Source organism: Vibrio sp. 10N.222.46.A1, from assembly GCF_041473595.1.
Classification (GTDB): Bacteria; Pseudomonadota; Gammaproteobacteria; order Enterobacterales; family Vibrionaceae; genus Vibrio; species Vibrio tasmaniensis_A.
This window is the reverse complement of the sequence record NZ_JBFRSN010001852.1, coordinates 1-435: the sequence shown is the minus strand read 5'-3', so window position 1 is coordinate 435 and position 435 is coordinate 1. Positions and strand designations below refer to the sequence as shown.

Sequence of the window (435 nt, the reverse complement as noted above, 5' to 3'; positions counted from 1 at the left end):
GCTTTGATAACGCCGCGAGGCCCGTAGTTCTTTCTGAATTCTGGGTCTTTAGGGTAAAAGTAGGTTTCAGGCTCTTCTTCCGCGTTTAAGTGGTAAAGGTTGCCAAAGAACTCATCAAAACCATGGTTTGTAGGAAGGTGTTTGTCTTGATCGCCTAAGTGATTTTTACCGAATTGTGCAGTGGCGTAACCTTCTTCTTTAAGAGCATCACCAATGGTAGGAGCCCAGTCAGGAATACCGTGTGCTGAACCTGGCATACCGATGGTAAGTAGGCCGGTACGGAATGGGTGTTGACCTGTCACGAACGAAGCACGGCCAGCCGTACAAGATTGTTGTGCGTACATATCCGTAAAAATAGCACCCTCATGAGCAATACGATCGATGTTCGGCGTTTCGTAGCCCATCATTCCACGGTTGTATGCGCTAGTGTTGTAG

At 47.8% G+C, this 435-nt stretch carries 1 protein-coding gene; it reads right to left on the bottom strand.

Going from position 1 to position 435, the window contains the following annotated elements; translation table 11 throughout:
• The coding region (locus AB4496_RS29610; protein ID WP_372133712.1) for a sulfatase-like hydrolase/transferase at positions 1 to 435 on the bottom strand (435 nt) is incomplete at both ends.